Annotated in this window: 22 protein-coding genes, 1 tRNA gene and 1 pseudogene; 6 read left to right on the top strand and 18 right to left on the bottom strand. The window is 63.1% G+C overall.

Features of this window, described 5'->3' with window-relative positions; all coding sequences use genetic code 11:
- Nucleotides 1-65: 65 nt before the first annotated feature.
- The 4 genes from C7G41_RS17435 to C7G41_RS17420 form a co-directional block, all read right to left on the bottom strand.
- On the bottom strand, nt 66-494 hold the full coding sequence (locus tag C7G41_RS17435; RefSeq protein ID WP_106943742.1) for a hypothetical protein: 429 nt from the start codon (nt 492-494) through the stop codon (nt 66-68).
- Entirely contained in the window at nt 491-907 is a 417-nt protein-coding gene (locus C7G41_RS17430) for a hypothetical protein (protein WP_146159774.1), read from the bottom strand. Before C7G41_RS17430 ends, C7G41_RS17435 begins: the two co-directional genes overlap by 4 nt.
- A 61-nt stretch (nt 908-968) precedes the next feature.
- The gene (locus C7G41_RS17425) at nt 969-1,634 is read right to left on the bottom strand and encodes a hypothetical protein (RefSeq protein WP_106943740.1); all 666 of its coding nucleotides are present in this window, start codon (nt 1,632-1,634) and stop codon (nt 969-971) included.
- A gap of 61 nt (nt 1,635-1,695) precedes the next feature.
- On the bottom strand, nt 1,696-2,622 hold the full coding sequence (locus tag C7G41_RS17420; RefSeq protein ID WP_106943739.1) for a peptidoglycan-binding protein: 927 nt from the start codon (nt 2,620-2,622) through the stop codon (nt 1,696-1,698).
- Nucleotides 2,623-2,726: 104 nt separating this feature from the next.
- Between C7G41_RS17420 and C7G41_RS17415 the strand changes: the two are divergent.
- Nucleotides 2,727-3,020: pseudogene (locus tag C7G41_RS17415) on the top strand (hypothetical protein).
- 114 nt (nt 3,021-3,134) lie between these two features.
- Here the strand turns inward: C7G41_RS17415 and dinB are convergent.
- The gene (gene dinB / locus C7G41_RS17410) at nt 3,135-4,235 is read right to left on the bottom strand and encodes a DNA polymerase IV (RefSeq protein ID WP_106944051.1); all 1,101 of its coding nucleotides are present in this window, start codon (nt 4,233-4,235) and stop codon (nt 3,135-3,137) included.
- A 167-nt stretch (nt 4,236-4,402) separates the two neighbouring features.
- Here dinB and C7G41_RS17405 point away from each other — a divergent pair, with 167 nt between their 5' ends.
- Entirely contained in the window at nt 4,403-4,612 is a 210-nt protein-coding gene (locus C7G41_RS17405) for a hypothetical protein (protein ID WP_106943738.1), read from the top strand.
- Between the two features lie 92 nt (nt 4,613-4,704).
- Here C7G41_RS17405 and C7G41_RS17400 read toward each other — a convergent pair.
- The 9 genes from C7G41_RS17400 to C7G41_RS17360 form a co-directional block, all read right to left on the bottom strand.
- A tRNA-Arg gene (locus C7G41_RS17400) sits at nt 4,705-4,781 on the bottom strand.
- A 157-nt stretch (nt 4,782-4,938) separates the two neighbouring features.
- A complete protein-coding gene (locus C7G41_RS17395; RefSeq protein ID WP_199198448.1) occupies nt 4,939-8,049 on the bottom strand; it encodes an EAL domain-containing protein in 3,111 nt (1,036 codons plus the stop codon).
- A 136-nt stretch (nt 8,050-8,185) separates the two neighbouring features.
- A complete protein-coding gene (locus tag C7G41_RS17390) occupies nt 8,186-9,268 on the bottom strand; it encodes a branched-chain amino acid ABC transporter permease (protein WP_199198447.1) in 1,083 nt (360 codons plus the stop codon).
- Nucleotides 9,265-10,275, bottom strand: coding sequence for a branched-chain amino acid ABC transporter permease (locus C7G41_RS17385; protein ID WP_106943736.1), 1,011 nt, complete (start codon nt 10,273-10,275; stop codon nt 9,265-9,267). The genes C7G41_RS17390 and C7G41_RS17385 overlap by 4 nt, the downstream gene beginning before the upstream one ends.
- Nucleotides 10,272-10,994 carry an ABC transporter ATP-binding protein gene (locus C7G41_RS17380; RefSeq protein WP_106943735.1) on the bottom strand — a complete coding sequence of 241 codons (723 nt, stop codon included), beginning with the start codon at nt 10,992-10,994 and terminating at the stop codon, nt 10,272-10,274. Before C7G41_RS17380 ends, C7G41_RS17385 begins: the two co-directional genes overlap by 4 nt.
- Nucleotides 10,991-11,767: an ABC transporter ATP-binding protein gene (locus tag C7G41_RS17375; RefSeq protein ID WP_106943734.1), complete on the bottom strand. Its 777-nt coding sequence runs from the start codon at nt 11,765-11,767 to the stop codon at nt 10,991-10,993. Before C7G41_RS17375 ends, C7G41_RS17380 begins: the two co-directional genes overlap by 4 nt.
- Before the next feature lie 168 nt (nt 11,768-11,935).
- Complete coding sequence (locus C7G41_RS17370) at nt 11,936-13,120, bottom strand: substrate-binding domain-containing protein (protein WP_199198446.1); 1,185 nt, start codon at nt 13,118-13,120, stop codon at nt 11,936-11,938.
- 217 nt (nt 13,121-13,337) lie between these two features.
- Complete coding sequence (locus C7G41_RS17365; protein ID WP_199198445.1) at nt 13,338-15,074, bottom strand: bifunctional diguanylate cyclase/phosphodiesterase; 1,737 nt, start codon at nt 15,072-15,074, stop codon at nt 13,338-13,340.
- Between the two features lie 208 nt (nt 15,075-15,282).
- Complete coding sequence (locus C7G41_RS17360) at nt 15,283-16,248, bottom strand: sensor histidine kinase (protein WP_106943731.1); 966 nt, start codon at nt 16,246-16,248, stop codon at nt 15,283-15,285.
- A 195-nt stretch (nt 16,249-16,443) separates the two neighbouring features.
- Here C7G41_RS17360 and C7G41_RS17355 point away from each other — a divergent pair, with 195 nt between their 5' ends.
- Nucleotides 16,444-17,286, top strand: coding sequence for an SDR family NAD(P)-dependent oxidoreductase (locus tag C7G41_RS17355; RefSeq protein ID WP_106943730.1), 843 nt, complete (start codon nt 16,444-16,446; stop codon nt 17,284-17,286).
- A gap of 100 nt (nt 17,287-17,386) precedes the next feature.
- Here C7G41_RS17355 and C7G41_RS17350 read toward each other — a convergent pair whose 3' ends face one another.
- The 3 genes from C7G41_RS17350 to sthA all read right to left on the bottom strand — a co-directional run bounded on the left by C7G41_RS17350 (nt 17,387) and on the right by sthA (nt 21,871).
- The gene (locus C7G41_RS17350) at nt 17,387-18,763 is read right to left on the bottom strand and encodes a cytochrome P450 (protein ID WP_106943729.1); all 1,377 of its coding nucleotides are present in this window, start codon (nt 18,761-18,763) and stop codon (nt 17,387-17,389) included.
- Nucleotides 18,764-18,972: 209 nt separating this feature from the next.
- Nucleotides 18,973-20,208 (bottom strand): LLM class flavin-dependent oxidoreductase, encoded by a 1,236-nt coding sequence (locus C7G41_RS17345; protein WP_106943728.1) that lies wholly within the window; start codon nt 20,206-20,208, stop codon nt 18,973-18,975.
- A gap of 271 nt (nt 20,209-20,479) precedes the next feature.
- A complete protein-coding gene (sthA, locus tag C7G41_RS17340; protein ID WP_106943727.1) occupies nt 20,480-21,871 on the bottom strand; it encodes a Si-specific NAD(P)(+) transhydrogenase in 1,392 nt (463 codons plus the stop codon).
- 160 nt (nt 21,872-22,031) lie between these two features.
- Here sthA and C7G41_RS17335 point away from each other — a divergent pair, with 160 nt between their 5' ends.
- Both C7G41_RS17335 and C7G41_RS17330 read left to right on the top strand, forming a co-directional pair.
- Nucleotides 22,032-23,444, top strand: coding sequence for an MFS transporter (locus tag C7G41_RS17335; protein WP_106944049.1), 1,413 nt, complete (start codon nt 22,032-22,034; stop codon nt 23,442-23,444).
- A gap of 143 nt (nt 23,445-23,587) precedes the next feature.
- On the top strand, nt 23,588-24,754 hold the full coding sequence (locus C7G41_RS17330) for a PHB depolymerase family esterase (RefSeq protein ID WP_106943726.1): 1,167 nt from the start codon (nt 23,588-23,590) through the stop codon (nt 24,752-24,754).
- Between the two features lies 1 nt (nt 24,755).
- Here C7G41_RS17330 and C7G41_RS17325 read toward each other — a convergent pair whose 3' ends face one another.
- Nucleotides 24,756-25,058 carry a hypothetical protein gene (locus tag C7G41_RS17325; protein ID WP_245446567.1) on the bottom strand — a complete coding sequence of 101 codons (303 nt, stop codon included), beginning with the start codon at nt 25,056-25,058 and terminating at the stop codon, nt 24,756-24,758.
- A gap of 195 nt (nt 25,059-25,253) precedes the next feature.
- On the opposite strand from C7G41_RS17325, the gene C7G41_RS17320 reads away from it, so the two are divergent.
- Complete coding sequence (locus C7G41_RS17320; RefSeq protein WP_106943724.1) at nt 25,254-25,634, top strand: helix-turn-helix domain-containing protein; 381 nt, start codon at nt 25,254-25,256, stop codon at nt 25,632-25,634.
- Nucleotides 25,635-25,637 lie beyond the last annotated feature (3 nt).

Below are 25,637 nucleotides of genomic sequence, written 5' to 3'. Positions count from 1 at the left end.
AGTGCAGGTAGCGGGTCGAAGGAAGCCGCGCCGCAAGTGGGCGCGCCCAACGGGTGCGGGGGTTGTCACCGTGACGAGGTCAACTCCCACACGCCCCCGGAATCTGACCATCCCAGCAGATAAGAGTTGCCGATTGACACCTTTGTTTCCTTCAACGCCTTGCCGTTGTTGAATGCGATGGAGACCTGTCCTACGCATTTCTTACAGGCCAGATCGAGGGCCGAGCCAGCGTTGATCGAGATTACCTTCCAAGAGGGATCAGCGTCCCAATAAGAGAAAACCAGTGTCCTATCCCCAACATTCTGAATGCGAATGCTGTCAGGCGAAATCGGGCGCGTGGGCAACTGAATGATCTCCTGCGCGGGTGTTTGAAGTTCCAATGTTCTGCCTTGCGGGCCTATGGGACGGCGGGGTGTTGGCGAGTCCTCGGCAAACGCAAGGTTTCCTAGCCCTAGCAACATTAGCCCAAGCCCCGACGCCCACGCTTTGGTCATTGGTCCTTTTCCTTTTGTGGCCCCGGGGCATTCGACGGTTCCTGTGCAGATGTCGGCGATGACAGGCGTCCCAACATGTATCCAACGATCGTCCCAAACAGTCCAAAGGCAGGAGCGATCTGTTCGTTGCTGTACCCGGCGGTGACTAGGATCAGGGTTCCTACGATCACCGTAAGAACAATGACAGGCCGCGTGATGTCCTCTGGTCTCGCCGGGCTGATCCTCCGTATGCCCTGAATAAGAACTGCAATGATCGCGAGGCCAAGGGTTGCAATCAGGCACGTCAGCCAGAACTCGTAGGGCGTTTTAGAAGAGAAGAAGCGCGTTAAATTTGCGCCCGTGCTGGGGTTTTGCAACACCGATGCGGGTGGCAGAGAATCTTGAGCGACCGCATTGCAAAAAGATAACGTCAAGCCTATCGCAGTTGAAATGCTCCCCAGACCGCGCAAACGAGGCGCCCGCGCTCCACGATTCCTAAAGTACCTTGACATATTTTTCGCCCTCAGCTGCAGCATCCTTGAATTCTGCGCCACCTAGGGACAGCACATAGCCCTTATCCAGCGCGGCTAAACGTTGTCCGGGCGTCCCGTGATCCTTTGGATTTCCGGCGTGATAATCGCCGAAGTCGACGAGCGCCTTCTCAACCTCACGCATCTGAGCAGTGGCTGCTCCCATCCGCTTTGCCAGATAGTATCCAGCCAGAAAGTCCGCATGGAGCTCGCGGTAGCGTTGGGTCGTTCCGTCCAAGCGATCAAAATATTTCTCGGAAGAGAAGAACTGAAAAATATGACCGCACTCGTGAGCGAGTACGCACGCGACGGCCACGCCGCCTTGGCTCGGCTTCAAAAGCTCCCTGACGAGTTTTAGGCCGATTAATACTGTGCCACTCGTTCCCGCAACGATGGTTGTATCGGTGGCGTAAGCATTGTTGTCAGAGACATATTTAAAGCCCGGATTAATTGGGATTATTCTAAGTATGCGCCTCAACTCGGCGATCAGGGCATTGTCGAAGGCGGGATCATCTGATTTCGAGAGCAGGGTAGATCCGCCGTCCTTAAGGCCGTCGCCACTCAAAGCACAAGCCACGCGCCCGTCCGCGTCGGCTCGCGATGACGCGAAAGCCAAACTGGCCCCCGCCATGAGGAAGCTTCGTCTTGTACACGTAGTGCACATGGAAGTTTACCTCGCTACTTAATGAACATCACCGAAAGGCGTTAAGCACCTGTGGGCAATCGCCCAAGCCATTCAGGCATAACCTCCCCGGTGCGGCTGTTCCCGTCGTATCGAGTGCTCGCGCTGGAGCATCGAGCGTTCGAGTTGATGGTGGGTTCACGGGAAGGGCCGGAGGCGGGACAAGCGGCCCACCTCTCGGCGTTGCCGATAATGTTGCGTCGTTAGTTTTGTCGTCATTCGAACGGAAGCTCGAAAGCATTGCGGGAGCGATGGCCTGATAGCCCGAGGGTCGATCCTTGCTCATCCAAATTGAGAAACCGCGAATTTCCGAAGCTCCACTGGAAAGCTGAACGACGTTGGCTCTCACATAAACCGCAGCATCCTTTTCGAAGGCTGAAATAACAAACCAATCATTGTCAACAAACCGGTCGTACGCGACTCTGCGATTATTGATGCCGACCAATCGATCATGGAAATCCTTGAGTGTTACATCCGCCCCAAAGCGGATCAGATCGACTGAGAGGCCATTCTCGGGGCTGTTCCAATGCTTCCCCCATTTTGTAAACGTCGGCTTCCCAAGCAGTCCAAGGGGTATACCTACAGCGATACCCACATTTGCATCCTCGACTTGCTTGAACCCAAATTTCTCCTTTTTTGTGCTTCCCTCTTTAATCAGCTGCTCAATCTGCACCGGCGTCAGAACGCCCGTGACGTCGTTGCCGCCCCGCTTTTGAAAGCTGCTTATCGCTTGTTTCGTGCCCGGTCCAAGCCTGCCGTCGACAAGCCCTTCGTAATCGGTCGTCCAGATCAAGGCTTCCTGAAGCACCCTTACCTGACTCGCAGGCAATGTCTGGCCATCTGCGTGATTTGAGGGCAGACACAAAAAATAGGCCAGAGCCAACAGCGCAGCGGGAATAGAAAGTCGAGAAAAAAATCCTACGAAAAAAATGTACATGCGCCTTTCCCCACCTCAGGCTCATTAAGGGGAGTTTATCCACAAACTGCTTACAACCACAAGTGCAATTTCTCCTGCCCGACGTGACAGAAACGGAGCAGCTCATGAAGCTCACATCCGAACAGGTGAAGCAGACCGTCAACCAGCTCGGCGCTCAGGTGCTGCCCGACGAGCATCCCGCCATGCCGCAGCTCAACAGCATGTTCGGCGAGCACACTTTCTTCGTCGATGAGACGGGACTGAAGGTCGTCGAGCCCACGGCGCCGCCCGGCACCGAGCGCCAGAGCGGCGAAGTCGTCAGCCTCGCCGATTAGGGCGATTCCGAACTGACGCGCCTGATGGCGCATGAGCCCGAGCCGACGGGCGTGATCGTGGTGTTCGGGCACGTGAGGCATTGATCGGCCCCGGCGGATCGACCTTCGGTGGCGAGTCTGAAAACCCGCCATCGTAGTTCGCGCAGCGAGCGCGGTCTGCGCGGCTTGCTGCGTTCGCCGAAAGCCGGTCAGTTCGGTTCAGATACCGAATGTCAGCTGCGGCTCCGCATCATCCCCGGCCTGAAGGGAAGACAGCGATACCCCCAGCAGCCTGACGCTCTTGGGCAGCGGCATCTCGCCCTCGAGCAGGCCGCAAGCCAGCCGCTCGAGATCGTCCCGGCCTGCAACCGGCGAAGGGGCGGACCTGCTGCGCGTGATAATCTCGAAGTCGGCAAATTTGATCTTCAAGGTGACGGTGCGGCCGCGGCTGCCCGTCGCCTCGCAATGGCGCCACACCTTGTCGACGAGCGGCTTGAGCTCGGCGACCAGCGTGTCGAATTCGGTGAGGTCACTTGAGAACGTGGTCTCCGCGCCGATGGACTTGCGGACCCGGTTGGCCCGGACCGGCCGTTCGTCGACACCGCGCGAGATCCAGTAATAATAGGCGCCCGACTTGCCGAAATTCGCATTCATGAACTCCAGCGTCTGACGGCGAATATCGAGACCGGTGAACATGCCGAGCGCGTTCATCTTCGCGCCCGTGGCCGGGCCTATCCCATGGAATTTTCCGACAGGCAGCGTCTCGACGAAGGCGGGTCCCATCTCCGGTGAGATCACGAACTGACCGTTGGGCTTGCGATGATCGGAGGCGAGCTTGGCCAGAAATTTGTTGTAGGAGATGCCGGCCGAAGCGTTGAGGCCCGTCTCGGCCTTGATCCTCTCGCGGATCTTGAGCGCGATGTCGCGCGCCAGCGGGATGCCTTGCAGGTTTTCCGTCACGTCGAGATAGGCCTCGTCGAGCGACAACGGCTCGATGATCGGAGTGTGCTCCGCGAAGATGTCGCGGATCTGCCTGGAGATCGCCTTGTAGACATCGAAGCGCGGTTTGACGAAGACCAGATCGGGACATTGTCGCTTCGCCGTCACGGATGGCATGGCGGAGCGAACGCCGAACTCGCGGGCCTCATAGCTGGCGGCCGCGACGACGCCACGTTCCGCCGAGCCTCCGACCGCGACCGGCTTGCCGCGCAGCTCCGGATGGTCGCGTTGCTCCACGGACGCGTAGAAGGCATCCATGTCGATATGGATGATCTTGCGGACGGGCGAGGCGTCGCCGGCCGCCGTGTCGGATTCGCTCATGGCAAGATGATACAATTGAGCGAGGCGAAGCGCGAGGTGGGGTGTGATTCAGTTGTCGAGACAGGCTGACCGCCGCTGAGATGTACCACTTCATCAAAAAGCAGTCTCAGGCTTGTGAGTGGCACGCATGGGCATGCGCTCTAATATGAGCCTGCGGAGGATAGCCCATGCAATACAGCTCCGAACTCATTCGAACGATGCGTCAGGCGCTGGAGGCCGTGATGGCCAGCGTGCCGCCCGACCAGTCGGTCTTTGGCCTGAAAGCGGCCGTCGCCGAATGCATCCTGAAGGCGGCCGCACACGGTCAGACGTCGTACGACGGATTGGTGACGTCGGCTTCCGACCAGATCCAGGCGATCATCTCAATGCTGAATTGAGCGTGGGCTTGCGCTGAGCAGGCGATGGCTCCGGCGCGAGCGGTCACAAGGCAAGTCGGGTGAGGGTGCCCCCAGCGCGCACTGGAAGAGACTGGCGCACCCGACACGATTCGAACGTGTGACCTTTGCCTTCGGAGGGCAACGCTCTATCCAGCTGAGCTACGGGTGCTAGTCGGGTTCATTTAGCCGATTGGCGGGGGGTGGGCAACCGCTTCCGCCGTCTCCGGCTAAGCTGATTTACGGGCCGCGCGGCCAGGAACCGGCAGACGGCCTAGGAATCCGCAACGTCGACCGTCTTGGCTGACGTTTTCCCCGGCTTCGTCATGTCAGGCCACCGCCGCCACCGGCAAGGCATGGTTTGGGCCGAACAGCTGTCGCACTTCGCTGGCCGGCCTCGGTCTGCTGAAAAGGTAACCCTGCATTTCCGTGCAGCCGAGCGCGCGCAGCATCTCGCGTTGCGCCTCGGTCTCGACGCCCTCCGCGACCGTGGTCATGTTGCTGGCGGCGGCGATGTTCACCACGGCCTGCACGATCACGGGCGCTCCTCTCGTCTCGGCGATATCAGCGACGAAGCAGCGGTCGATCTTGATCTTGTCGAACGGGAAGCGCTTGAGATAGCTGAGCGAGGAGTAACCGGTGCCGAAATCGTCGAGCGCGATGCGCACGCCGATGGCGCGGAGCTGGTGCAGGATCGAGAGCGCCGCCTCGTCGTCGCGGATCAGCACGGCCTCGGTGATCTCGAGCTCGAGTCGGCACGGGGCAAGTCCGGTATCCGCGAGCGCGCCGGCGATCCGCAGTGCCAGCGTGTCGCATTTGAGCTGTACCGGCGAGACATTGACCGCGACGCGCACATGCGCCGGCCAGGTCGCGGCCTCGTTGCAGGCCATGCGCAGCACCCAGTCGCCGAGCTCGTTGATCAGGCCGGTGTCCTCGGCAATCGGGATGAACTCCGCCGGCGACACCATGCCGCGCTCGGGATGCCGCCAGCGCAGCAGCGCCTCGCAACCCGTGACATGGTTGGTGCGCAGGTCGACCAGCGGCTGATAGTGGATCTCGAAGCCGCCGTTCACCAGGGCCTGGCGCAGATCCTGCTCCAGGCTGAGGCGCGCCTTGGCGCTCGCATCCATCTCCGGCTCGAAGAAGCGGTGAGTGCGGCGTCCCTCGGCCTTGGCGCCGTACATTGCGAGGTCGGCATTCTTGATGAGCTGGTCGAGATCGGTACCGTCCTGCGGCGCCATCGCGATGCCGATGCTGGCGTCGGTCGAGAGCTGATGACCGAAGCAATGATAGGGCCGGCGGATCGCCTCGAAGATCCGCGTCACGAATGACACCACGTCGGCGGACGACTCGATCCCGGTCTGGATCACCGCGAATTCGTCGCCGCCGAGCCGCGCGATCAGGTCGCCCTGTCCAAGGCAGCCGCGGATGCGGGCCGCGATCCCCTTCAAAAGCTCGTCGCCGATGTGATGACCGAGCGAATCGTTGATGCCTTTGAACTCGTCGATGTCGATATAGAGCAGCGCGAACTGATTGCCGCCGCCGACCTTCTCCAGTTCACGCTCGATCTGCTCGCGGAACAGCGCCCGGTTCGGCAGGTCGGTGAGCGCATCGTAATGCGCCATATGCGCAATCTTCTCGTCGGCACTCCGTCGTTCGGTGACATCCTCGACGACATTGATGAGGTAACGCGGCTCCCCGGATTCGTCGCGGATCCCGATCCGGGTCGAGGTGATATAGCGCAGTCCCTTGGCCTGGCTCTGCCAGGCATGTTCGTCCTTGAACAATCCCCCGCCCGCCTTCAGCGCCTTGCTGTCGTCGTCGGTGACGATCCTGGCGGAGGCATCCGGGTATATGTCGAAGGGAGTCTTGCCGACGATGTCTTCACTCAATTGACCGAATTGCTCTTCGGCGGTCCGGTTGACCAGCAGATATCGCCGCGTTTGAGCATCCTTCACGGTGATCTGCGACGGGATGTGATCGATGATCTCGCGCAGGAACATGTAGTTGCGGTCGCGTTCCTGCTCCAGCTTGCGGCGCTCGGTGATGTCTTCGATCGTGGCCACCCATCCGCCATGCGCCAGCGGAGTGTTGATGACCTGGAAAGCGCGGCCACTCGGCAACTGATGGCTTCTCGTCGAGACCGTGCCTTCCGCGACGATCCTCATGACGTCGGCGCAAAATGCCTCGACATCGCCTTCGAACGCGCCGCGCTCCTTGCGATGATACATCGCCTCGCGGATGTGACAGCCGGGTTTGATGACGTCGTGCGAGAGGCCGAACATGTCGGCGTAGCGGCGGTTGCAGGTGACGATGTAGCCGGCGGCGTCGTACAGGATCAGTCCCTGCGACATGTTGTTCAGGGCGGTGTCGAGCCGGCCCCGCTCCGCTTCCAGCCGTTGCTGCGCCTCGCGGTTCTGCCGGTTGATCTGGCGAACGATCAGGAACAGGATCAGCGCAATCACGGTGGCCGAAAGCGCGGCGGTGGTGACCATGAAACCGGTCTGCTGCCGCCAGTCGGCCAGCGCAGAGCTCGTGGTGTTGGTCGCGACGATGACCAGCGGGAAATGCGAAAGCGAGGCCCCGGAGCCGAGGCGATCCTCGCCGTCGATCGGGCCCTTGACGCGCAGGGTGTGCCGGCCGCCTTCCGCCAGCATCTTGCGCATCAGCGGCGCGTCCTTGAAGTCCCTGCCGATCAGCTCTTCGACATGCGGATAGCGCGACAGCATCTTGCCATTGCGGTCGAACAGCGAGATCGCCGTGCCCTCCGCAAGCGCAACGGATGCGAAATAGTTCTGGTAGCTGTCCGGATCGATCCGGCGGACCATCGTGCCGAAGAAGCTGCCGTCCACGCCGTTCAGCCGGCGCGCGACAACCGTGGTCCATTTGCCGATGATGAAGCTGCGAACCGACTCCAAAATCACTGGTTCGGCCATCGGATTCGATTTGAAGGTCTGAAAGTAGGTGCGCGAGGAGACGTTGATCTTGGGCAATGGCTGGGCCCGCGACCAGTTGATCAGTTCGCCGTCGGCATCGTAGATCGCGATGTCGCCGAGGTAAGACACGGAGCTGATCTTGCTGCGCAGCATCTGGTTCGTCGCAGGTCCGGACATGCGCTCGCGGAACATCGCGGCCGAACTGATCTCCGGCAGGTTCATCTGCCCGATCACATCGGCGGCGACGATGTCGGAATCTTCAAATTGCTGATCGAAGTGCCGCGCGATCAGCTGCACCGTATTTTCCAGCTCGCGCTCGCGGTTGGCCAGGGTACGTTCGCGAAATTCGCCGACGGCCATGGCGGTCACCGCGAAGATCCCCGCGACCAGCAACACGCCACACAAAGTGAGCCACAGCACCGGTCCGCGCCGAATGGCTGCCTCCCAGCCGTGCTTCGCGGCTAGGAACATTCCGGCTGCAATTCCTGCAAAGACCTGGCGCATTCCCCCTCCCTGGAGGGACAGGAATACATCACACAAATGGCGTAAAGCTTAGGAAAGCCAGTTACCTGAGCGTTAATCTCGTTGCGTGAACGCAGGCGTGTCTAGCGAGCCGCTGCGCCGCATCATGAATCGCGCGTTAATGCGAGCCGCCCGCGCTCTTGTCGCCGGGATTGCGCAGCCGTCCGACCACGCCGGTCGGAAAGAAGTAGACGCTGGCGATGAAGAGCAGCCCGAGCCACAGCAGCCAGCGGTCGGGATGCAACAACCCCGGCAGCAGCGGCAGGCCGGCTTCCGACGCCGCCTTGGCGGCGACGCCCATCAGCGCCTGCAGATAGTTCTGGGCGAGGATGAAGATGGTGGCGCCGATGATCGCGCCGTAGATCGTGCCCATGCCGCCGATCACGACCATGAGGAGAATGTCCAGCATGATCGAGAAGCTGAGCGAGGTATCGGGGCCGGCGTAACGCAGCCACAGTGCATTGAGAATGCCGGCGCCGGCGGCCACCAGCGCGGCGATGCAGTTGGCGTAGCTCAGGTGGAAGACGGTGCGGAAGCCGAGCGCCTCGGCGCGGAAGCGGTTCTCGCGGATGGCCTGCAGCACGCGCCCGAACGGCGAGTTCACCACCCGCAGCAAAGCGAGGATCATCAGGGCCGAGACGGCGAACACAAGATAGTAGGTCAGGATGCGGCCGTTGACCTCGAATCCCATGAGATTCTTGGAGATCAGCACCGTGCCGGGCCTGAGCAGCTCGGGCAGCTGAAAGCTGCGCCCGTCTTCGCCGCCGGTCAGCCAGGACAGCTGCGAGGCCAGCACCTGGAAGGCGGATGCGACCGCGAGCGTGATCATGGCAAAGAAGATCGCCGCGACCCGCAGCGAGAACAGTCCGATCGCAAGCGCAAGCAGCGCGGCAAGCGGCAGGCCGACCACGATGCCAGTTGCAACCGCGCCCCAATTCGGGCCCATCCCGTACAGCGCGATCGCGATCGCGTAGCTGCCGATCCCGTAGAACATGGTGTGGGCGAACGACACCGAGCCGGTATAGCCGAGCAGGAGGTCGTAGGAGGCGACCAGCGCGGCGAAGACGCAGATCTTGGCCGCGACGTTCAGAGCTTTCGCCCCGGGGAACAGGAACGGCGTCGCCACCAGCGCCAGGATGATGAGGACGAGAACGAGCGTGAGCACGCGGCTCTTCGGCGGATCGCCTGACAGAATCATCATCGGCTGGTCACCGCATAGAGGCCGCGCGGCCGCCACATCAGAATCGCGACCATCAGCAGGATGTTGGAGACGAGGGCGAGCTTCGGCACCAGGAAGCCGCCGTAATTGGCGATCATCGCGACCAGGATCGCGCCGATGAAGCAGCCGCCGATCGAGCCGAGGCCGCCGATGATGACGACGATGAAGATCAAGACGGTGAGGTCGTCGCTCATGGAGGCGTGGACCTGCTCGCGATACAGCGCCCACATCACGCCGCCGAGGCCGGCCAGCGCCGATCCCGTCATGAACACGCCGAGGAACAGACGGCGAATGCGATAGCCGAGCGCCTCGACCATCTCGCGGTTCTCGACGCCGGCGCGGATCAGAAGCCCGAGCTTGGTCCGGTTGAGCACGAGCTGGATCGCGATGAAGACGGCGAGGCCGATCAGCGTCGCCAACCCGCGGTATTTCGCGATCGCGACGTCGCCGAGGATGAAGGAACCGCGCAGCGACGTCGGCAGCGGCATCGGGATGATCTGCGGCCCCCACACCGCATAGAGCGTCTGCTCGGCGACGATCAGGCCGCCCGTCGTCATCAGGATCTGCTTCAGATGCTGGCCGTAGACGGGCAGGATCAGCACCCGCTCGACGATCAGGCCGAGCGCGCCGGAGACCGCCATCGACAGCAATGCCGCCGGCGCCAGCACCGCGAGGTTGATCCACAGCGAATCCGCCTGGAGCGAGGCCGCGAACGGCGCCAGCACCAGGGTCGCGACATAGGCCCCGACCGCGATGAAGGCGCCATGGCCGAAATTGAGCACGTCCATCAGGCCGAACACGAGCGTCAGTCCGGAGGCCATGATGAAGATCATCATGCCCATCGCGAGGCTCGCAGCCGTCAGCGTCAGCCAGGTGCTGGGGGAGCCGATCAGCGGGATCATCACCAGGGCGACCGCGATCGGCAGCAGGATCGGTGCGATGTCGCGCTTCGGTTTCGGCAGCGGATCGGTTGCGGCGAGCTCGGTCATTGATGCGTCTCCAGGCTCAGGCCGAGCAGCCGCTCCTGCAGCGGCACGTCGGAGGCCAACGCCGCCATCTCGCCGCGATGGACGATGGTGCCGTTGTCCATCACCAGCACGTTGTCGCCGAGCTCGCGGGCGGCAAAGAAATTCTGCTCGACCATCAGGATGGTGGCGCCCTTGCGCTTGATCTCCTTGAGGCACTCGATCAGCGCCATCACGATCGCCGGCGCCAGCCCCTTGGTCGGCTCGTCGATCAACAGGAGCTTGCGCGGTTCGATGATGGCGCGGGCAATCGACAACATCTGCTTCTGTCCGCCCGAGAGACTTCCCGCGCGCGACAGCCAGAACCGGCGCAGCGCGGGGAAGAAGCCAAAAATCCAGTCGAGCTGAGCGTCGTCGAGCGGTCCGTCGCGCGCCGCCAGCACCAGATTTTCCTTCACGGTGAGGTCGGAGAATACCGCCATGCTCTCCGGCACGTAGCCGACGCCGAGCCGCGCGATGTCGGGCGTCGCACGGCTCTCGATGCGCTCGCCGGCGAGGCTGATTTCGCCGGAGGAAGCCTGCCAGAGGCCCATGATGGTGCGCAAAGTGGTGGTCTTGCCGGCGCCGTTGCGGCCGAGCAGCATCGTGGTCTGCCCCTGCGCGACAGCGAAATCGATCCCCTGGAGGATGTGATAGCGGCCGATATGGGTGTGCACCCCGGAGAGCCTCAACAGGTCGGTCATGCGGTGCTCCCTTCAACTTTCTTGGGCGCGACGCCGAGATAGGCTTCCTGCACGATCGGTGACGCGATCACTTCGGCCGGCGGACCGTCCGCCACAAGCTGTCCGTTATGCAGCACGATGATGCGGTCGGCGAGCGAGCGCACCACGTCCATCTTGTGCTCGACCAGGAGAATGATCCTGCTCTTGTCCTGCTTGAGCTGCGCGATCAGGTTCAGCACGACCGGCACCTCGTCGATGCTCATGCCCGCGGTCGGCTCGTCGAACATGAACACCTTCGGTTCGAGCGCCATCATCAGCGCGACTTCGAGCTTGCGCTGGTCGCCATGCGACAGTGCGGTCGCGGCGACGCCGCGGCGGCTGCCGAGCGCGACCTGATCCAGAATAGCATCGGCGCGGGCGATCAGGTCGCGGCGGACCATCCAGGGCCGCAGCATGTCGTAGTGAGTGCCGTCGGCGGCCTGCACCGCGAGGCGGACGTTTTCCTCTACCGAGAGGTTCGGAAAGAGATTAGTGAGCTGGAAGGCGCGCCCCAGGCCTGCGCGCGTCCGCATCGGCGCGGAATGCTGGGTGATGTCGGTGCCGTCGAACAGGATGCTGCCGCTCGATGCGCGGAGCTGGCCGGAGATCAGGTTGAAATAGGTGGTCTTGCCGGCGCCGTTCGGCCCGACGATGGCGGTGAGCTCGCCCGGCCGGAAGCTGCAGGTGACGCTGTTGACCGCGACATGACCGCCGAAGCGGATGGTGAGGTCGCGGGTTTCGAGGGTCAGCGTCATTGGGGATCTGGCAAATGGTGAAACAAGATATATCCGCGGCCACGCTGCGCTCCCTCCCCGCTTGCGGGGGAAGGGTGGGGAGAGGGGGTCTCCGCAATCGGGAACCCCCAAGAGGACAGAGCCCTCTCCCGGTCTCTCCCGCAAGCGGGAGAGGTGAAGCAAGAAAACTCAGCGCTTGTTCTTGATCGGAACGTCCATGTCTTCGATCTTCAGCTCGCGCACCGGCTCGAGCACGGCCCAGGCGACGTTCGGATCGACCTTGACCTTGAAGTGATACATGCTCTGGAGCGCCTGATGGTCTTCCTTGCGGAACATCATCTTGCCTTTCGGCGTGTCGAACTCCAGGCCTTCCATGGCCGCGATCAGCTTCTCGGTGTCGGTCGACTTCGCCTTGGTGACGGCGGCGACGACGGACATCGCGGCCGCAAATCCGCCCGCGGTGAAGAAGTCCGGCGGCGCGTTGAAGCGCTTCTGGTGCTCGGCGACGAACCAGTCATTCACCGGGTTCTTCGGGATCTCGTAGAAATAATAGGTCGCGCCTTCCATGCCGGGCAGGCCCTTATAGGCCGCGAGCGCCGGCAGGATGTTGCCGCCGGTGGACAGTTCGATGCCGTAACGCTTCGGATCCATGTCCTGGAGCTTTGCCAGTGGATTGCCGGCGCCGGCCCAGATCACCCAGATCACCTTGCGGCCCGGCTTGTCCTTCAACGCGTCGAACAGGCGCTGGCCGACCGCCGTAAAGTCGGTGGTCGAAGTCGGGGCATATTCTTCGGCGGCGAGCGTCGCGCCGGTCTTGCCGAGCGCCTCCTTGAAGGCGGCGACGCCATCGCGGCCGAAGGCGTAGTCCTGCGCCAGCGTTGCGACGGTGACGCCCTGCTTGCCGATCGCCACCGCGTTCGAGATCGCGTCTTGCGACGAGTTGCGCGCGGTGCGGAAGATGTAGCGATTCCACTTCTCGCCGGTAATCTGATCCGCGACCGCGGGCTCGACGATCAGGATCTTCTTGTTCTCCTCGGCGACGGGCAGGATCGCGAGTGCCGCGGCCGACGAGGTCGTGCCAATCGCGATGTCGGCCTTGTCGTCCTGATAGGCTTCCGCGAGCGCGGCCTTGGAGAGATCCGGCTTGCCCTGGTCGTCCTTGGTGATGACGACGATCTTGCGCCCGTCGAGCGTCATGGTGCCCTTGGTGGCGTATTCAAAACCCATCTGCAGGCCGGTCTCGGTCTGCTTGGCATAGGCTTCGAGCGGGCCGGTCTTGCCATAGATCAGCGCGACCTTGAGATCGTCGGCCCGTGCGGAGGTGCCCGCGGCGAGGGCGAGGATGGTTGTTGTTAAGATGAGCGATCGGCGCACGATGGTCCCTCCTGATGAATTCTTTGGCCATAGCGATTTGCACAACCTTGCAGACATTGCAATTCCACCTTCCGGCGGACCACGCGACGGGCATGTGCGATACTGTCTCGGCCCGGCCGCGCCGGATCGAGGATGCCGAGGAAATCGGCAGATGACGTGTTGACCTCACCCGTGGGACGGGTTGCCCAAGCTTTGCAAGGTATCGATCAGGCCCGGGTTACCGCCGGTATCCGTGCGCCCGGGAATAGCCCTGCCGGTTCTGTTGCGTCGAGCGGTTTGTGACGCTGGCGCGTGCTTCGCTGGAGGCGGGCGTTGCGAGCTTCAGCTCCTCCAGGAAGATCGGACGGGAGAAATAATAGCCCTGCGCGTAACGAATCTTGGTCGCAGCCTGGAGGTAGGCGAGCTCCTCGTAGGATTCGATGCCTTCGGCAATCACGGTCATGCCGAGCGCTTCGCTCAGGGATTCGATCGCGCGCAGGATGCCCTGGTTGCGCGGACGCTTATGGATATCGGTGATGAAGGAGCGGTCGATCTTGATCTCGTCCGCGGTGATGTCGGCCAGCGCCGAGAGCGAAGAATAGCCGGTGCCGAAATCGTCGATCGAGATGGCGACGCCGAGCTTGCGGAACATCGGCAGGATCTCGGCCTGGAAATGATTCTTGGCGACGAAGGCGTCTTCCGTCACCTCGATCATGAAGCGTTGCGGAAACCCCGTGTCGTCGAGCGCCTGGGCAAAGCTGCGCATGAATTCGGGGTTGCCGGCCTGCTTGGCGGCGACGTTGATGCTGATGGTCGCTTCCGCACCGAACGTCTCGTTGATCAGGTCGATCGACTTGACGATCTCGGCGAGCACGAGATGGGTCAGCTCGTCGATCAACCCGAGTTCGGTGGCAAGATTGATGAACGAGCCGGGCGCCTGGATCACGCCCTCGTCGTCGCGCAACCGCACCAGGGCCTCGATGCCCTTCACGTCCTGCGTGCGGATGTCGACCTTGGACTGGAAGGCGCAGCAGAAGCGTTTCTCGAGGATGGCGAGCCGCAACGACTGCTCGATCTTCATCCGCGCCAGGGCCTCGCGCTCCATGCTGGAGTCGAAGAAGGCCGCCGATCCCTTGCCGTCATTCTTGATGCGGTACATCGCGATGTCGGCGTTCTGACGCAGTGTCTCGAAGCTGCTTCCGTGATCGGGGTAGAGGCTGATGCCGACGGAGGTTGAGGCGAACACTTCCGAATTGTCGATGAAGAACGGCGCTGTCAGCCGCTCCAGCGTCGACTGCATGAATTCGGCGACTTCCTCCTGGCTCTGGATCGGCGACAGCAGCAGCAGGAATTCGTCACCGGAGATGCGCGACAGCATGTCCGAGTCCCGCAAGCCGCGTCCAAGCCGCTTCGACAGCTCGACCAGCAGGGCATCGCCCACCGCATGGCCGTAATAGTCGTTGATGTGCTTGAAATTGTCGACGTCGAGAAAGGCGAGCGCAAAGCGCTCGCCGGCGCGACCCTGCGCGAGCAGGCTGGTGGCGCGATGTTCGATCACGCGCCGTGAGGGCAGGCCGGTCAGCTCGTCGAAATAGGCCGAGCGGAACAGCTGGTCCTCGAAATTCTTCTGCTCGGTGATGTCGGAGGAGGCCGAGATAAGCAGCTCGCGTCCGTCGAAGCGGACCGGACGGTGCGTGGTCAGCAGCACCTGGCGCGCGGTTCCGTCGTGGAGCGCTTCCTCGGCGACCACCGCACGGCCGGAGCTCAGGGCCTGCCGGCAGGCTTCCTGGCGTGGCGCGAGATCGCGCGAGGGGCGGCTGCCGTCCATGCCGAGCTGGGCGGCCGCGACATCGTTGACCAGGAGAAGTTCGCCTTGCGCGTCCTGCACGGTCAGGCCGGCAGGCAGCATTCTAACGATTTCCTTGAGAAATCCGAGTTCGGCTTCACTCGCGCCGGAATATTTGTTGTCGTTCATAGAAGTCATGAATCTTGTTGTTTCAGCGCGCATTTGCAATGGCGGCGATCTTGCGCGGTTCCCTCTTAAGTTTGGTTAAGGGGTCCGGAGAATTACGGTGGTGTTTTGCGGCGATGCGACGCGCGCGGCCCATCGTCATTAACAGGGCGTCAACGCGTCCGGCGAAACCGCGAACGACGCGCGCGAACGGGTTTCGTTTGCGCCGTGTCTAACCGTCCTTGGGGATACGGCATTGCATGGTGCAATGAAGTCCGGTCCTGAGATAGGAGACCTCCGTCTTGCCGTCGAAGGCCGACAGCGCCGACTTCAACAGCTTGGTGCCGAAACCCGGCTCGGAGACCTTGTCGACGCTCGGGCCCTCGGTTTCATCCCATGTCACGGTCAGACGGTCGTCGCTGACGGTCCACGACACCTGCAACAATCCGCGCGGCGCGGAGAACGCGCCATATTTGCCTGCGTTGGTGGCGAGCTCGTGAAACATCAGGGACAGCGTGACCGCTAGCTTCGGCGGCAGGAACAGCCGCTCGCCGTTGAGCGTGAAGCGGACATGGCCATAGGGGCCGAGCTCGGAGATCAGGAGGTCGCGAATGTCGCAGCCGGCCTTGTCGATCCGCGAAATCAAATCGTCGGTCGCGGCGAGCGACCGCAGCCGCGGATCGATCCGGGCCCAGATTTGCGGCTGATCGTGCAGCACCTGATGCAGCACGGCATGCACCGTCGACAGCTTGTTCTTCAGCCGGTGCTGGAGCTCGTCGACCAGCAGCTTGCGGTAGTCTTCTTCCTCGATCAGGCGTCTGGAAATCCGGCGCTGCTCGCCGAGGAGCGAGCGATAGTGCTCGACGCCCCAGATGGTGAGCGCGCAGACCGCCCAATAGAGTGCCAGCAGGGCGAAGCGCGCGTTATCGGCAAAGGTATCGCCGAAATTCACGACGACGCCGAGCACGCCGCCGACCAGCGCCGTGATGATGCCGATGCGGAAGCCGCCGAACGCGGCCGCAAAGAACACGGCCGGGAAATACGGCGTGAAATAGACGTCGGGCCGCACATGGGCGAGGGCCCAGCGCGCCAGCGTCGCAACCAGCAGGCAGGCGACCGCAAACGCAAGGCTCAGGCCGAGCGACGGCGGTGCCACGCCGTACCAGCCCTTGCGGAATTCGTCGATCAGCTTCCCCATGCGCAGTCCGGTCGCGATATGCGTTCGACAATCGAGCGATCGCCAGGAATGTTACGCATGTCGCCGGCCCCAAGCAAAGCTTGCCTTGTCGGTAGCCTGCAGGAATAGTGCCCGCTGCGGCGCCGACTTTCGCGGCGCCGTCGTCGATCGGTGTCCGCCATTTGGCGTCAAGGGGTTCGAAAACAGGGACATTCCATGGGCAGGCTGGATGGCAAGGTCGCGGTGATCACGGGCGCGACGAGCGGGATCGGGTTGCGGACTGCAGAAGTCTTCGTTGCCGAAGGTGCCAAAATTGTGATCGCGGGCCGGCGCATACCGGAAGGCGAGGCGCTGGCGAAGCAGCTCGGGGCGAATTGCGTCTTCCGCCAGACGGATGTGACCGTCGAAGCGCAGATGCGGGCGCTGATCGCGCTCGCGGTGGACAAATTCGGCCGCATCGACTGCCTGTTCAACAATGCCGGTGGCCCGGCGCAGACCGGCGGCATCGAAGGCCTCGAGGTCGAGCGCTTCGACGCGGCGATGGCGACCCTGCTGCGCAGCGTCATGCTCGGCATGAAGCACGCCGCGCCCCACATGAAGAAGCAGGGATTTGGCAGCATCATCAACAATGGCAGCATCGCCGGCCGTCTCGCCGGCTTCTCGTCATCGATGGTCTATGGTGCGGCCAAGGCGGCGGTGATCCATCTCACCAAATGCGTGGCGATGGAGCTCGGCGAATCCAACGTCCGCGTCAACTCGATCTCGCCCGGCGCCATCGCGACCGGCATTTTCGGCAAGGCGCTCGGGCTTTCGACCGACGCGGCGGAGAAGACGCCGGCGGTGATGCGCGAGGTCTACAAGACCGCGCAGCCGATCCCGCGCGCCGGCCTTCCTGACGACATCGCCCACGCAGCGGTGTTCCTGGCCAGCGACGAATCCGGCTTCATCAACGGCCATGACCTCGTCATCGACGGCGCGATGACCGGCGGCCGCAACTGGAGCCAGCAGCAGCAGGGCTACGTGGCCCTGCGCAAGGCGTTCGATCAGGGGGCCGGGTAGTTTTCGTCATTGCGAGGAGCGAAGCGACGAAGCAATCCAGGCAGCCTCCGCAGAAGCGGTCTGGATTGCTTCGCTTCGCTCGCAATGACGACTGCGGTGCTCACACCGCCTTCACCCGCACCCGCAATCCGTCGCGCGGCTTCGGGATCGGCCACATCTGCCAGTCGGCCTTGTAGCCGGGCTCCAGCGATACCTCGATGTTCTGCAGGAAGTGCCGCGCGAAGCATTTGGCCTGCATGTAGGCGAAGTGCAGGCCGAGGCACATATGCGCGCCGCCGCCGAACGGCACCCAGGCGAAGCGGTGGCGGTTGCGCTGGGCCTCCTCGGTAAAGCGCAGCGGATCGAACCGATCCGGTTCCGGCCAGATGTCCTTCATGTGGTGGGTGTAGAGCGGATTGACGCCGATCGCGGTGCCGGCCGGAATCGAAAAGCCCTTGAAGGTGAAATCGCGCATGGCGCGGCGCGGCATCGAGGGCACCGGCGGCTTGATCCGCAGCGCTTCCTTGAACGCCATCTCCGAGAGCGGCATCTTTTCGAGATCGTCGAAGCTGCTTGGCGCACCAGGGGCGAGCCCCAGCGCCATAACTTCCGCGCGAAGCTTGTCCTGCCAGCCGGGATTTGCCGCGAGCTCGCCGATGAACGACGTCAGTGACGAGGTCAGCGTGTCGTGCGCCGCCATCATCAGAAAGCTCATGTGGTCGATGATGTCCTGTTCCGAGAGCAGCGCGCCGTCCTCGTGGGTTGCGCGACAGAGATGCGAGAACAGATCATCGCCGCCGTGATTGCCGCGCCGCAGCGGAATCTGCTCGCGGAAATAGGCGACGATGCGTTTGCGTCCCCTGACGCCGGCCGCCATCTGCGTGCCGGGCAGCGGTCGGCGGATCGGGGCGACGGCGGCGGCGACCATGTCGACGAAGGCGCGGTTGATCTCGTCGACCTCCGGCCCGATATCGGCGCCGAGAAAGGATGCGGCGGCGAGATCGAGCGTGAGCTGCTTCATCGCCGGATAAAGCTGCATCTCGCCGGGCTTGGCCTTCCACTGCGCGACGCGGGCGGCGATGCCGCGGTCGAGATCGCTCAGATACGACTTCATCGGGCCGGACTTGAACGCGACCGACAGCGCTTTGCGGTGCAGCCGGTGCTCATCGAAATCCAGCAGCATCAATCCGCGCGGAAACAACAGGCCGAGCACCTTGTTCCAGCCATGGGTCGAGGAGAACAGCTTTTGCTGGTCGAACAGCACGAGCTCGTTGGCCTCGGGGCCGAGCAGCACGACATTGGTCTCGCCGAAGAAATGCGTGCGATAGACCAGGCCGTATTTGGCCCCGTTCGCCTCGATATGCCCCTTTGGGTCGGCGAGCACCTGAAAGGTTTTGCCGATGATCGGCCAGCCTTCGTCGCCAGGGATGTGGGTCAGCTCGTTGCGCTTGGGCGGAGTGAAGCCGAGCGCAGGGGTGGCCACATTCTGCATCGACATGACGATTGCTCCGGTTGGCTGGACCCAACATAACACAATCCGGTTATCTTGCGCCTAAGATGCACCATCGTCGTCCCGGCGAAAGCCGGGACCCATAACCCAGGGAGCAATTTGTCACGAGCTGATAATTGCGTGTCTTCGCCAAACACATTTCGGTGGTTATGGGTCCCGGCTTTCGCCGGGACGACCTGTGGAGATAGTTTTGCGGCCTACCGTTTCGCCGCTTCCTTCTGCAAATCCGGGGCGTTGACGGCCGGAATCGCAATGCGGCCGGCGCCGGTCACCTTCAGCGCCTCGGCGGCCTTCTCGTTTTCCATGATCTTGGCCATCACGGCCTGTCCCGCACGCTCGAAGATCGCGCGGTTCTCGATCACGAATTTTTGCGATTTGCGCAAGCTGTCGATGTAGCCGTTGATCTCGGGCACGACATAGCGCGCGACCATGTCCCAGCTCCGGCGCGTATTCTCCGGATTGGCCCAGTCGTGCACGAAGCCGATGACAGCGCCGATTCCGCCGGAGACCTGCATCACGTTCTTGATCATCTTGACGAGATCGTCGGGCGTGCCGATGACGGAGGCCGCGCCGTCGACGAAAGCGGTCTTGTCCACGGCCTCGTCGGGTGAGGCGAACGCGGTCAGGCCCGGCCGCTGCAGCGTGCCGACGTTATATTCATTGTGCCAGCGCATCAGCCCGGCGCCGGCCTCGCGGCGCGCCTGCTCGCGGGTTTCGGCGATGTGCCAGGTCAGCAGCACGCGCCAGTTCGCGCGATCGACCTTGGTGCCGTGCTTTTTTGCCGCGTCCTCGGCGAACTGCCATTGCTGCTGCAGCGACATCAGCCCCTGCGTCGTCATCGAACCCAGCGAAATGATGCCGATGCCGTATTTGCCGGCGAGCGTCATGCCGGAGGGCGAGATCTGCGAGGCCACAACGAACGGCATCTCCTCCTGCAACGGCAGGATCTGCAGCGCGGCGTCGTTCATGGTGAACCAGTCGCTCTTCGCGGTGACGCGCTCGCCATTGAAGAGACGGCGGATCACGCTGATCGCCTCGTCCTGGCGGTCGCGCTGCGTCATCGGATCGATGCCGAGCGTATGTGCGTCGGAGGCGAGCGCGCCGGGACCGGAGCCGAAGATGGCGCGGCCGCCGGTCATGTGGTCGAGCTGCACCATGCGCTGCGCGACGTTGTAGGGATGATGGTAGGGCAGCGACACCACGCCGGTGCCGAGCTTGATTCGCTTGGTGCGCTCGCCGGCCGCCGCCAGGAACATCTCGGGGGAGGCGATCATCTCCCAGCCGGAGGAATGATGCTCGCCGCACCAGAACTCGTCATAGCCGAGCGCATCGAGCTGCTCGACCAGGTCGAGATCGCGCCGGAACTGGAGCATCGGATGCTCCCCGATCGGATGATGCGGGGCAAGGAAGGCTCCGAACTTCAGGCGCGCCATGGCGTTCTCTCCGGCTGGTTTTTTGTTTGTTGAGACGATGAGGCTACGTGGTGGAGGAAGCGAACGCAATCGCGCGGTGTCCCGCGCGGCGGAATGCAGGCATGCATGTAGAGGCGAGATGCGTCTTCTCCCTCTCCCCGTTCTTACGGGGAGAGGGTTGGGGTGAGGGGCCTCTCTCCACAGATGAGATGGCCGTGAGACCTGTACCCCCTCACCCGGATCGCAAGAGCGATCCGACCTCTCCCCGCAAGCGGGGAGAGGTGAAGGAAGACTACCGCGTCATCCTGTTCCACGCATCCAGGCCGGCGATCTTGTACGCCTCGGCCAGCGTTGGATAGTTGAACGTGTTCTGGATGAAATAGTCGATCGTGCCTTTGAGATTGAGTACGGCCTGGCCGATATGGATCAGCTCGGTGGCGCCTTCGCCGAGGATGTGCACGCCGAGCAGGCGGCGCGTCTTGGTCGAGAAGATCATCTTCATCATGCCGCTGTTCAGCCCCATGATGTGGCCACGCGAGGTTTCGCGGAAGCGCGCGATGCCGACCTCGTAGGGGATGCCGCGGGTCCGCACCTCTTCTTCCGTGAGGCCTGCGGTCGAGATCTCCGGCACTGAATAAATGCCGTAGGGAAAGAACTCCGGCGGCGCCATCGGCTCCATGCCGAGCGCATGGCAGGCAGCGACGCGTCCCTGCTCCATCGAGGTTGAGGCAAGGCTCGGAAAGCCGATCACGTCACCGGCGGCGTAGATGTGCGGCACGCTGGTCTGCAAGGTCACGGGATCGACCGAGATGCGGCCGCGATGGTCGACGACGATGCCCGCCGCTTCGAGGTTGAGCCGGTCGGTGGCGCCGACGCGCCCCGCCGCGAACAGCAGCATTTCCGTGGTGACATGGCGCCCGTCCGCGAGATGCGTGACGATGCTGCCCTGCGCATTCTTCTCGATCGAGTTGACCTTGGCGCCGAGCCGCAGCGCGACGTTCCGGTCACGGAGCTCGTGCATGAATTCGTCGATCAATTCCTTGTCGATGAAATCGAGGAAGGTCGGCCGCGGCTCGATCAGGGTGACGGGCACGTCGAGCGCGCTGAAGATGGTGGCGTATTCGACGCCGATCACGCCGGCGCCGATCACGGCGAGGCTGCGCGGCAGCTTCGGCAGCTCGATGATCTCGTCGCTGTCGAGCACGGTGGCGCCGTCGAACGGCACATAGTCGGGCCGGAACGGGCGCGTGCCGCAGGCGATCAGGATGAAGGCGGCCGACACCACCTTCACTTCGCCGATCGCGCTGGTGATCTCGACCTCGTGCGGCGAGACCAGCCGCGCCTCGCCATTGGCGGTCCGCACCAGATTGCGGCTGAACTGATGCTCGAGCACCTCGACCTCGTGGTCGAGCGTCTTCTGCAGCCGGGTCATCAGGTCGCTCGCAGCGATGTCCTGCTTGACGCGGTAGGAGCGGCCGTAAAAGCCGCGCTCGCGCCAGCCGGAGAGGTTCAGCACCGTTTCGCGCAGGGTCTTCGAGGGAATGGTACCGGTATGAACGGAGACGCCGCCGACCCGCCGGCCCATCTCCACCACCAGCACGGCCTTGCCGAGCTTGGCACATTGCACCGCGGCCCGGCGCCCCGATGGGCCCGAACCGATCACCACCATGTCGTAGTCGTACATCCGGAAGACTTCCGAGCCCGCAAAACCAGCGGGAACTGCCATGCAGCAATCGGGCCAAAGCGGCAGGGAGGAAAGCAAGTCCTACCTCGGAGGTAATCGCGCGGATGACGCCGATCTGCGAGTTATGCGCGCAACCAAATGCCGGAAGGTTCGCGCGCCGATGCATCAAACCGTCACAAGACAAGTCGATTCGTCGCGCCGCTGGGCCGTGCTGGCGATCGTCGTCGCTGCTCAATTCATGTTCGGCGTCGATGCCTTCATCGTGAACGTCGCCATTCCCACCATCGCGGTCGACCTGCATGCGACGCCGGCGCAGATCGAATCCGTTATCGCGATCTACCTGATTGGCTATGCCACGCTGGTCGTCACCGGCGGCCGGCTTGGCGACATTCACGGCACCAGGAACGTGTTCCTGGCTGGGCTGCTCGGCTTCACCCTGGCGTCGCTGTGGTGCGGACTGGCGCAATCCGGTGCGGAATTGATCGTCGCGCGGTTGACGCAGGGTGCCTCCGCCGCGCTGATGGTGCCGCAGGTGCTGGCGACGCTGCATCTCCTGTTCACCGATGAACAGCGCAACCGCGCCTTCGCCATCTACGGCATCGTGCTGGGACTCGCGGGTGCCGCGGGCTTCCTGCTCGGCGGTCTGCTGGTCACGATCGATCTCGCCGGCACCGGCTGGCGCGCGGTGTTCTTCGTCAATGTGCCGTGCGGTCTCGTCATCGCCGCCGTGGCCTGGCGCATCATGCCCTCGGCGCCGCATCGCGCCGGCACGCGGCTCGATATCAAGGGCAGCATCGTCCTGTTCGTCGGATTGCTGTGCGTGATCGGTCCGCTGCTGTTCGGTCACGATGTCGGCTGGGCATCGTGGCTGTGGCTGGTGATGGCGATCGGCGCGGTGATTCTCCTGGCGTTCCCCAAACTGGAGCATGCGGTGGCCCGCGCCGGAGGCATGCCGCTGATTGATCTCTCGCTGCTGGCGGACGCCGCTTTCCTGCGCGGCCTTGGCGCGGCGTTCTTTTTCTTCGCGGCCAATCTCTCCTTCTATCTGGTCATGACGCTGTTCATGCAGCGAGGGCTGAAAATCCCGCCGCTCGCGGCCGGCACGGCCTTCATTCCGCTCGCGATCGCTTTCGTCGTGGGCTCGCGCCATAGCGGCGCACGGGCGCGCCATCGCGGCACCAGGGTCTTGATCGAAGGCTGCGCGCTTCAGATCGCGGGCCTTACGGCGCTTGCGTTTGTCGCGTTCTCCGTCGATGCGCCGTCCCCGCTCCTGCTCGCGCTCACCATGATCGTCTTCGGCTACGGTCAGGGCCTGGTGATGGCGCCGCTCTCCGGCGCGGTGCTCTCGACGGTGAAGCCTGTGGCCGCAGGTTCTGCCTCCGGCATGTACGGCACCACGGCGCAGATCGGTAATGCGGCCGGAGTGGCCGCAATCGGCGCGGTGTTCTTCGCCGTCGAAGCCGTGCGATCAGCGCGCGCAGGACTTCTCGTCTCGCTCGCGCTGTTTGTGACATTAATCATGATCTGCGCCGCATTCCTGGCGTGGATGCGCCGTGCATCTGCATCAAGTTGAGGCATTGCGGTTAATACGTGCGGATTTCTGCAGGGTTTCCTGCGATTTAGGAGCGTCATCGACAGCACACGGTCTTTTTATTTTGCGCTGCAGCAACTATTTGGTTGGTGTGGACGTTAGGACGTCGCCTGCCAGGAGTTGCCGTGTCGTTAACCAGAAATGTCGACCTCTTGAGACGTCTGCCAAAGCTGGACGGACTGCGCTTCGCCGACTTTCGCCGGAGCGCCGATGCCGCCAGTCCGTTGCAAGAGGTCACCGGCTTCGGCGACAATCCCGGCAATCTGCGCCTGTTCGCGTTCGTGCCGCCGCAACTGCAGAAGCCGCGCGCGCTCGTCGTCGTGCTGCACGGCTGCGGCCAGACGGCGGCAAGCTACGACCTCGGTGCCGGATGGTCGACGCTCGCCGAGCACTACGGCTTCGCGCTGTTGATGCCCGAGCAGCAGCGCATCAACAACAGCAACACCTGCTTCAACTGGTTCAATCCGGAAGACACGGCACGGGACAGCGGCGAGGCGAGTTCGATTCGCGAGATGATCGCGCACATGATCGAAACCCATCGCGTCGATCCCCGGCGCATCTTCATCACGGGCCTGTCGGCCGGCGGCGGCATGACGTCGGTGATGCTCGCGACCTACCCTGAAGTCTTCGCGGCCGGTGCGGTCATCGCGGGACTTCCCTACGGCATCGCGACCAATCTGCGCGAGGCGCTCGACGGCATGTTTCATTCCCCGGTGCGGCCGGCGCGCGAGCTTGGCGATCTGGTGCGGCGGGCCTCGGATCACCGCGGGCCGTGGCCGAGGATCTCGGTGTGGCACGGCAGCGCCGATCGCACCGTCAATCCCGGCAATGCCAATGAGATCGTCAAGCAGTGGCTCGACCTGCACGATCTGCCGGATGCGCCGATGGCGGAAACCGACATCGACGGCTATCCGCGCCAGGCCTGGTGGAACAAGGACGGCGAGACTCTCGTCGAATCCTATGCCATCACCGACATGGCGCACGGCACGCCGCTCGGCCTTGCCGACAACGACCAGCGCTATGGCGTGGAAGGCGCGTTCCTGATCGAGGCCGGCATCTCCTCGTCCTATCACATCGCCAAATTCTTCGGCCTTACCGGCTGGATTCCCGATGCGGCGAAGAAAGCCGAGCCAAAGCCGACACCGGCCCGCTCGCCCGCGCCGCATCTGGCCCGCTCGATCCGCACCGCGGTCGCCGAAGAGGCGGCCGAGCCGAAGCGCGAGGAGGCCCGCGGCTTCGATCTCGGCCAGATCATCACGCGCGCGCTCACGGCCGCGGGATTGATGAAGTAACTCAGGCCGTCGCACCTATCCATTCGATCGGCGTCGCCGTCACCTCGCCTCCGGCGACCTTGCGTGTCATCTCCTGATAGGCCCTGAAGAAGTCGCGCGATAGCAGCGCCTTTTGCGCGGCATCGTCGCTGACGCTGGCGAGATGGAAATAGCTGCCATTGTCGCGGTTTTTCAGGACGCGATAGCCGATCCGTCCTTTCAGCTCCGGGTCGCCGTCGATCGCCTTGATGAAGCGGTCGACCTCCTGGTGCCATGCCTCCGTCGTGCCGTTCTTGAATTCGTACCGGATCATGAAGTGCTTCATGTGACGCTCCCTGTTCGCGTGGTGCGTCATCATCTGCGTGCTGGATGCGATCCTGCAAGTACGGACAAAATTGATAGTATGGACTTTTTCGGCGTCGCTCCTATTCTCCCCCAAAGCGTTTTCGAGCGAAGTGGATACCGGTTCGCGCGAAGAAAACGCGTCAAAACAAGAACGCTCGCCCATGGAGGAAACGACATGGCCAAGGCTAGTACAAAGACAGTCCCCGCGCGCAGCTGTCCGGTCGCGGCGTTTCAGAAGATGATCAGCGGCAAGTACAAGCTGCGCATCGTCTGGGACCTCAAGGACGGCCCGCGCCGCTACGGCGAGATCAGGAGCGGCCTGTTGCGCGGCACGGAAGGCAGCGCGGAGATCACCCCGCGCGTGCTGAGCCGCGAATTGAAGGCGCTCACGGCAAGCGGCCTGATCGATCGCAAGGATTTTGGCGAGGTGCCGCCGAAGGTCGAGTATCGCCTGACGCGGAAGGGAAAGAGCTTTGTGCCCGTCGTCGCTGCGATCCGCGACTGGGGCGACCGCAAGCTGAGTCAGCCCGCGGCGTTCGCAGACGCCGCGGAATAGACG

Source organism: Bradyrhizobium sp. MOS002 (assembly GCF_003020115.1).
In the GTDB taxonomy this organism is placed as follows: domain Bacteria; phylum Pseudomonadota; class Alphaproteobacteria; order Rhizobiales; family Xanthobacteraceae; genus Bradyrhizobium.
Note: the sequence above shows the minus strand (reverse complement) of the source record. Positions and strands in the feature narration are given on the sequence as shown.